The organism is Halogeometricum sp. CBA1124 (assembly GCF_009741955.1).
Taxonomy (GTDB): Archaea; Halobacteriota; Halobacteria; order Halobacteriales; family Haloferacaceae; genus Halogeometricum; species Halogeometricum rufum.
The window spans coordinates 1-7,675 of sequence record NZ_WPCD01000176.1 but is presented as its reverse complement, the minus strand read 5'-3'; the positions used below and the strand labels follow the sequence as shown (position 1 = coordinate 7,675).

Genomic DNA, 7,675 nt, shown 5'->3' with positions numbered 1-7,675 from the left:
CGGGAACACCTTCACCATGTCCGCGCCCGCCTCGTAGGCGTCCACGGCTTCGGTGGGCGTGAGGATGCCCGGCGCGACGAGCGTTCCGTAGCGGTTGCACGTCTCCACGACGCCCTCGTCGAAGTTCGGCCCGACGACGAACTCCGCGCCGTTCATGATGGACGCGCGGGCCGTCTCGCTGTCGAGGACGGTACCCGCGCCGACGATTGCCTCCTCGTCGGTGAACGACGCGGACACCTCGCTGATGAGTTCCATCGCGTCGGGGTTGTCCGCGGTAATCTCGTACGCCGTGACGCCGCCCTCGTTCAGCGCCTGCGCCACCTCGATGATGGTGTCGGCGTCCGCGCCGCGCATCACCGCCACGACGCCGCTGTCTACCAGTCGCTGCATGTCCTCGTTCGCGTCGAGCGTGACCATCTCGTCTCCGACTCCGCCGCGGCGGCTAATAACTCCCGCGACACGGGCACCGACGCGCGGCGGGCACGGCCTTCGACGCGCGGCCGACGCGGGGCCCACCCGCCCTCCGTCCCGCGACTCGTCTGTGGCGTGACACCACGCGACGAGGTGAAATAGCTCCGTCCCTAACTTCGGGTAAGTGACCCGGACGGGTCGCACACCATGCACGCAGACGTAGACTTCGAACGGTTGTACCGCGACGTGATTCCCTCCGTCGTCTCCCTGTACGTCGGCCGCGAGACGCCGGGCGTCGGCGCGGGGTCCGGATTCGTCTACGACGAGGGCCACGTCGTGACGAACGAGCACGTGGTGAACGGCGTCGAACGCGTCGAACTCCGCTTCGCGGACGGGTCGTGGGCCGTCGGCCGCGTGGTCGGGACGGACGCCTACACGGACCTCGCCGTCGTCGCCGTCGAGGAGATGCCCGACTCGGCGGTTCCGCTGACCGTGGCCCCCGAGAACCCCCGTCCCGGCCGTCCCGTCGCCGCCCTCGGCAACCCCCTCGGCCTCGACGGGTCCATCACCGCCGGCATCGTCTCGGGCGCGAACCGGTCGATGCCCACCTCCGGCGGGTTCGCCATCCCGGACGTGGTGCAGACGGACGCGCCGATAAACCCCGGCAACTCCGGCGGTCCGCTCGTCGGCCTCCGCGTCGACGACGACGCCGGCGACGCGGCGCACCGCTACGAGGTGGTCGGGGTCAACCGCGCCCGGCAGGGCGACAACATCGGCTTCGCCGTCTCGCCGACCATCGTCGAACGAGTCGTGCCGACGCTGGTCGCACTCGGTCGCTACCCCCACTCGTACCTCCGGACGCGGACGCTGGACGTGACGCCCACCGTCGCCGAGGCGAACGGACTGGACGACCCGCGCGGCGTCCTCGTCGTCGAGGCGCCCGAGGGACCGCGTCCGGGCGACGGCCTCCGCGGCGCAGACGGGACGAAGACGGTCCGGGGCCAACGCGTCCCCGTCGGCGGCGACGTCATCGTCGGCATCGCGGGCGCGAACTCCGGTCGCACGAGGAACTGATGCGGTACCTCATCACCGAGACGCGCCCCGGCGAACCCGTCGCCGTGGACGTGATTCGCGACGGGGAACCCGCGACGGTGACCATCGTCCTCGACGAACGCCCCGCGGTCGAACGGCCGCGTCGCGGCCGCACCCGTCGTCGCCGCGGCGGCGGGACGGACGTGCCGATTCGGTAAGCCGCGCGGTCACAGCACGAACGGTTCGTCCGACGCTCTGACGGAGGCCGACGACCGAGTCGTACCGCTCCCGTCGTTCGTGTTCACGAGGGAGCGACGCGACGCGTGACGCCGAAAGCCGCGACGCGTGACGCCGAGAGTCAGTCCGTCCGCGGGATGGACGCGGCGCCGACGGCGAAGAACGCGGCCGCGAGCACCGCCAGCACGGCGAGATTCGTCCACGGGTCGCCCGTCCCCGTCGTCACCGCGCGGACGCCGCGAGCGAAGTACGTCAGCGGCGAGAAGTCTATCGCGGGGCGGAACCACGCCGGCAGGAGGTCCGGCGTGACGAACGTCTCCGAGAGGAACAGGAGGGGCAGTGCGACGGCGTTCGACGCCGCGATGACGCCGTCCTGCGAGTCCGCGACGCGGCCGAGAATCGCCCCGAGGCCGCAGAACAGCGTGACGCCGAGGGCGACGAACGACGGGACGACGAGCGCCGCCGCCGCGTTCGTCGGGAGCGACACCCCCGTCACGAGGACCGTGAGGGCGAACAGAAGCAGGGCGGCGAGTCCGATGACGACGACGTTCACGAGCGTCTGCGCGAGCAGCCACTCGGGACGCGAGAGCGGCGTCGTCGCCAGTTTCTCGAACCGGTTGCCCTCGCGGTGGCGAGCGATGGTCGACCCGACGCGAGAGAGGGGCGTGAAGAGGACGACGACGGCGAGGTAGCCCGGCACGTAGTACGCCGGCGGTTCGGCGAACAGACCGCCACCGGTCGGTTGCGTCTGCACGAGTGCCCCGAAGATGAGGACGATGATGACCGGAAAGAAGAACGTGAAGAACACCGCCGTCCGGCGACGGAGGAACGAGTGCCACGAGGCGACGAACTCCGCGTGGACGCGGCCGAGCGAACTCATCTGTCGCCCTCCGAGTCGCGTCCGCGGTCACGGTCACGGCCGTCTCCGCCCCCGCCGTCCCGGCCGGCGGACCCGCCGTCGGCCATCGGCGCGTCCGCGACGGCCGGGCCGTCCTCGAACGACTCGCCCGTCAGCGAGAGGTAGACGTCTTCGAGGTCGGGTTGCGTCCACGTCAGCGCGTCGTACTCGACGCCGGCGGACTCCAGTTCCCGCACCGCGTCGCCGATGTCGCGCGGGGCGAGGCCCTCGAAGACGAGTCGCCCGTCGCGCGCGGCGAGGCGATACTGGCGGCGGACGATATCCGGGAGCGAGTCGGGCGTGGCGTCCGTCTCCACCTCGAGTCTGCTCGCGCCGCCGTACTCGGCGACGAGTTCGCCGGGCGACCCGACGGCGACGAGTTCCCCGGCGTTCAGCAGACCGACGCGGTCCGCGAGGCGTTCGACTTCGGCCATCGAGTGACTCGTCAGGAACACCGTCGTCCCGCCCGCGGCGAGGCCGTCGAGGAGAGTCCACAGCGACCGGCGGCCCGCGGGGTCGATGCCGGTGGTCGGTTCGTCCAGGAAGAGCACGTCGGGGTCGTTCACGAGGGCGGCGGCGACGCAGGCGCGTCGCTGTTGACCGCCCGAGAGGTCCTCGTACCACGTGTCGGCGTCGTCGCCCGTCAGCCCCACGTCCGCGAGCACCGCGTCGGGGTCGCGCGCCTCGTCGTACAGGCCCGCGTAGTAGGCGACGAGTTCGCGGGCGGTGAGGCGCGAGGCGGGCGAGAACGACTGCGGCAGGAGTCCGATGCGGGAGCGTTCGACGCTCGTCGGCGGCGTTCCGAGGACGCTCACGTCGCCCTCGACGGCCGTCGTCCCGGTGAGCGCGCGGACCAGCGTGGTCTTCCCCGCGCCGTTGGGGCCGATGAGGCCGAACACCTCCCCCTCGGCGACCGAGAGCGAGACGCCGGCGAGGGCGTCTCTGTCGCCGTACGACTTCCGCACGTCGACGGCGACGAGTACCTCGTCCATACGCGGGATTGGTCGCCGTCCGGTGGTAAGGATTCGGATTCCGCCGCGGGATTCGACGCGGTACCCCAGCCAGAACTATCAGCACATTTACACCGAGACAACCTTATTCCCGCCGCCTCCCGTGGGACAGGTATGTCCCCACCGCCCCGCCGCGGTCTGTCTTCGCGGCGCCGTGTCTCGCTGTCCCGCCGTCGCGTCCTCGCGGCCGGGTTCGCAACCGCCCTCGCCGGCGTCGCCGGGTGCAGTTCCGCGCCCACGGGCGACGGCGCGGGCGGACGCCCGCGTCAGATACGGCCGGCGGCGGAGAGCGAACTAGTTCCGGGAGCGACGACGACGGCGATGGAACCGCCCTCGCGGACGCCAGCGTCGCCGTCGAACGCCTCGCCTCGGGGTTCGTCTCGCCGGTGGACTACTTCGCCCCCGCGGACACCGGTCGGCGGTTCGTCGTCGACCAACCCGGCGTCGTCTACGAGGTGACGGCCGACGGCCGGCGCGAGGCGCCGTACCTCGACCTCAGGGGCCGCATCGTCGACGTCGGCGGCTACTCCGAGCAGGGCCTGCTAGGCGTCGCCCCGCACCCCGGGTTCGCCGAGAACGGTCGGCTGTTCGTCCGGTACAGCGCACCCCGTCGAGCGGGGACGCCGAGCAACTACAGCCACACGTTCGTCCTCTCGGAGTTCACGGTGGACCCCGGGGCCGAGACGGCGAGTCCCGACGGAGAGCGGACGCTCTTGGAACTGCCCCAACCGCAGTCGAACCACACGCCGGCGCCCTCGGCTTCGGCCCGGACGGCTACCTCTACGTCGCCACCGGCGACGGCGGGGGCGGCGGCGACAGGGGCACGGGCCACGTCGCGGACTGGTACGACCCCGTCGCGGGCGGCAACGGGCAGGACGTGACGGAGAACCTGCTGGGGAGCATCCTCCGCATCGACGTCGACGCCGAGGGCGAGGACCGGCCGTACGGGATACCCGACGACAACCCGCTGGTCGGGTCCGACGGACTGGACGAACAGTACGCGTGGGGCCTCCGCAACCCGTGGCGGTTCTCCTTCGACGTGGGCACCGACGGGAGCGACGGCGGCGGCGAGAGCGACGCGGCAGACTGGGACCTCTACGTCGCCGACGTGGGGCAGAACGAGTACGAGGAGGTGAACCTCGTCGAGCGAGGGGGCAACTACGGCTGGAACGTCCGCGAGGCGACGCACTGCTTCGGCGCGGGCGACTGCCCGACGACGACGCCCGACAGCGACCCGCTCGTGGACCCGGTCGTCGAGTACCCGCACTCGGGCGACGGCATCTCCGGCATCGCCGTCATCGGCGGCTACGTCGTCCGCGACGGGTCGCTCCCCGGACTGGAGGGCGCGTACCTCTTCGCCGACTGGCGGGCCGAGGGCCGCCTGTTCGCCGCCGACCCCGCCTCGGAGACGACGCCGTGGCCCGTCGCCGAGATACCCGTCGCGGGCGACACCGCGCCGGGGTCGTTCGTGACGGCGTTCGGCCGCGACACCGAGGGCCTGTACCTCCTCACGAGCGACTCGCAGCGAGTCGGCGGCCGGACGGGCGAACTGTTCCGACTGGTCGCCCCCTAGACGTCCGTGTCGACGGCGACGCGGCGGCCCGACTCGGCGGACTCGTAGGCCGCCTCCGTCAGCGCGGTCACGTTCAGTGCGTCCGTCGCCGGAATCTCCAGGTCTTCCTCCCCGCGGACGGCGGCGACGAAGTTCTCCAGTTTCCGCTCGGTCAGTTCCTCGAACCCCGGTTCCGGCGGCGTCGCCTCGTACGTCGTCCCCGCCTCGACGACGCGGACCGTCTCGCCGTCGAAGGAGAGCGACCCCTCGGTGCCGAGAATCTGCAGTGCCTCGCCGGGGGCCGGACCGCTGGGGCCGTCGCCGGAGACGCCGACGCTGGCGAGGAGTCGGTCGCCGTTCCGGTCGAGGGTGACCGCGAGGGCGGCGTTCACGTCCACGTCGGCGTCGCGGTAGTCCATCGTCGCGGCCACGTCCACGGGCGCGGCCCGCGTCGTCCAGCAGAGCACGTCGAGGAGGTGCGACCCGGAGTCGTACAGTTGCCCGCCGCCGGAGAGCGCGGGGTCGCCGCGCCAGCGGTCCCGGTTCCAGTCGACCCAGTTCTGTTCGAGGTGGCACGTCACCATGTGCGGGTCGCCGATGCGCCCGTCGTCTATCAGGCGGCGCATCTCCCGAAATCGGCGGTCGAAGTGTCGCTGGTATCCGACCGCGAGGACGAGTCCCTCGCGCCGCGCCTGCCGAATCAGCGCTCGCGCGTCGGCGAGGTCCGTCACCATCGGCTTCTCGAGGTGGACGTGGATACCGCGGTCCAGACACGCGACGGCGTGGTCGTAGTGGAACGCGTGCGGCGAGGAGACGACGGCGGCGTCGGCGTCCACCGCGTCGAGCAGTTCCTCGTGCGAGTCGAACGCGGGGCGACCGAGTTCGTGTTCGAAGGCGTCGCGTGCGTCCGGCGAGGGGTCCGCGCCCCCGACGAGTTCGACGCCGTCTATCGAATCGACGACGTGACACTCCAACCGGCCCAGGTCGCCGAGTCCGACGGCGGCGACCGAGAGTTTCGACATACTGCCGACGGAGCGGTTTGGCGGGCATAAGCGCACCGACAGCGGCCGAAACCGAACGCGCATGCCGGCAAGTCGCACACTTTTGCACCCCGCGGCCGTCGGTTCCCGCATGAGTCTCGACTACCGCCGACTCGGCAGCACAGGGACGAAAGTGTCCGAACTCTGTTTCGGGACGTGGCGGTTCGGCCGCGAGACGGGCGGCGTGTTGGAGACGTCGAAGAAGGACGCCCACGCCCTCCTCGACGCGTTCGCGGACCGCGGCGGCAACTTCATCGACACCGCGAACGTCTACGGCAACCCCAACGGTCGCTCGGAGTCGTGGATCGGCGACTGGTTGGCACAACGCGACCGGAAGGAGTACGTGCTCGCCTCGAAGGTGTACTTCGGCTTCGACCCGGACAACCCGAACGGGTCGGGCCTCTCGCGGACGCACATCCGCGACCAGATAACGGGGACGCTGGACCGACTGGGGACGGACTACCTCGACCTCTACTACATCCACCGCTGGGACGAGGAGACGCCGATCGAGGAGACGCTCTCGACGCTGAACCGACTGGTCGAGGAGGGGACGGTGAACTACCTCGGCGCCTCGACGATGGCGTCGTGGCAACTGACGAAGGCGCTGTGGAAGTCCGACCTGCACGACTGGGAGCGCTTCGAGGTGACGCAACCGCTGTTCCACGCGGGCTACTACGAGGACGTGAAGGACTACCTCGACGTCTGCGGCGACCAGGAACTCGCGGTCTGCCCGTACTCCCCGCTGGCGGGCGGGTTCCTCACCGGGAAGTACGAACGGGCCGACCCCGACGACCCCGAACAGGTTGTCGCGCCGGACGGTTCCCGCGGGTCGTTCGACGAGCGGTTCGACCGGTTCTACCTCTCCGAACGCGGGTGGAAGGTGCTCGACGCCGTCCGGAGCGTCGCCGACGAGGTGGACGCCTCGCCCGCGCAGGTGGCCCTCCGGTGGCTGATGGACTACCCCGACGCGACGGTGATTCCCATCGTCGGCGCGCGGACCGAGGACCAACTGGACGAGAACGTCGGCGCGGCGGACGTGGACCTCTCGGACGACCAGTGGGAGCGCATCATGGACGCCCGCTACGACGAGGACGGGAAGCTCTGGCACTGAGCGACTGCCCGACTCCCGACCGGGACCGCGCAGCGGCCGACTCAGGCGTACTCGAGGTCTCTGAGGTAGTCGCAGAGGACGTGGGCGTAGAGGACGACGGCGGCGAAGACGGCCAGCGACCCGCGGCCCGCGAGGGCGAGTGCGAGCGTGAGAGCGCCGGCGACGAGGTGGTGGCTGAGCAGTCTGCGGTGGACGAGAGCGGCCTCGTCTAAGTCGGCGAACACCCGCTCCTGTTCGAGGAGCCCCACTCGCGGGTTCGTCACCGCCCGTTCGAGGTGGTGCCAGTCGCCCGCCATCCCGCGGGCGATGACGAAGTGGTCGAGGTCGACGAAGACGCTCACCGCGACGCCGGCGGCGACGAGGGCGGCGAGCGTCGTCACCGAC

General features: G+C 71.1%; 6 protein-coding genes and 2 pseudogenes. 3 read left to right on the top strand and 5 right to left on the bottom strand.

Translation table 11 applies throughout. From position 1 onward, the window contains the following. The coding region (locus GJ632_RS16955) for a bifunctional 4-hydroxy-2-oxoglutarate aldolase/2-dehydro-3-deoxy-phosphogluconate aldolase (RefSeq protein WP_394351829.1) at window positions 1-417 on the bottom strand (417 nt) is incomplete at its 3' end. Between the two features lie 201 nt (window positions 418-618). Between GJ632_RS16955 and GJ632_RS16950 the strand changes: the two are divergent. Beyond that, window positions 619-1,661 (top strand): annotated as a pseudogene (locus GJ632_RS16950) (S1C family serine protease). 140 nt (window positions 1,662-1,801) lie between these two features. Here the strand turns inward: GJ632_RS16950 and GJ632_RS16945 are convergent. Then, a complete protein-coding gene (locus GJ632_RS16945) occupies window positions 1,802-2,560 on the bottom strand; it encodes an ABC transporter permease (protein ID WP_191453568.1) in 759 nt (252 codons plus the stop codon). Beyond that, window positions 2,557-3,570: an ABC transporter ATP-binding protein gene (locus GJ632_RS16940; protein WP_191453567.1), complete on the bottom strand. Its 1,014-nt coding sequence runs from the start codon at window positions 3,568-3,570 to the stop codon at window positions 2,557-2,559. The genes GJ632_RS16945 and GJ632_RS16940 overlap by 4 nt, the downstream gene beginning before the upstream one ends. Window positions 3,571-3,702: 132 nt before the next feature. Here GJ632_RS16940 and GJ632_RS16935 point away from each other — a divergent pair. Further along, window positions 3,703-5,161, top strand: a pseudogene (locus tag GJ632_RS16935) (PQQ-dependent sugar dehydrogenase). Here the strand turns inward: GJ632_RS16935 and GJ632_RS16930 are convergent. Then, a complete protein-coding gene (locus GJ632_RS16930; protein WP_089805843.1) occupies window positions 5,158-6,162 on the bottom strand; it encodes a Gfo/Idh/MocA family protein in 1,005 nt (334 codons plus the stop codon). The pseudogene GJ632_RS16935 and the gene GJ632_RS16930 overlap by 4 nt on opposite strands. 109 nt (window positions 6,163-6,271) lie before the next feature. Between GJ632_RS16930 and GJ632_RS16925 the strand changes: the two genes are divergently transcribed. Beyond that, on the top strand, window positions 6,272-7,291 hold the full coding sequence (locus GJ632_RS16925) for an aldo/keto reductase (RefSeq protein WP_089805841.1): 1,020 nt from the start codon (window positions 6,272-6,274) through the stop codon (window positions 7,289-7,291). 41 nt (window positions 7,292-7,332) lie between these two features. On the opposite strand, the gene GJ632_RS22365 is transcribed toward GJ632_RS16925, so the two are convergent. Continuing rightward, window positions 7,333-7,675, bottom strand: a 343-nt coding sequence (locus GJ632_RS22365; protein ID WP_197428056.1) for a hypothetical protein, incomplete at its 5' end; no start/stop codon positions are given.

What these genes read in the sequence shown, in the direction of transcription:
- GJ632_RS16940 (WP_191453567.1), bottom strand. Translation starts at nt 3,570, where the DNA reads ATGGACGAGGTACTCGTCGCCGTCGACGTGCGGAAGTCGTACGGCGAC.
- GJ632_RS16945 (WP_191453568.1), bottom strand. Translation starts at nt 2,560, where the DNA reads ATGAGTTCGCTCGGCCGCGTCCACGCGGAGTTCGTCGCCTCGTGGCAC.
- GJ632_RS16930 (WP_089805843.1), bottom strand. Translation starts at nt 6,162, where the DNA reads ATGTCGAAACTCTCGGTCGCCGCCGTCGGACTCGGCGACCTGGGCCGG.
- GJ632_RS16925 (WP_089805841.1), top strand. Translation starts at nt 6,272, where the DNA reads ATGAGTCTCGACTACCGCCGACTCGGCAGCACAGGGACGAAAGTGTCC.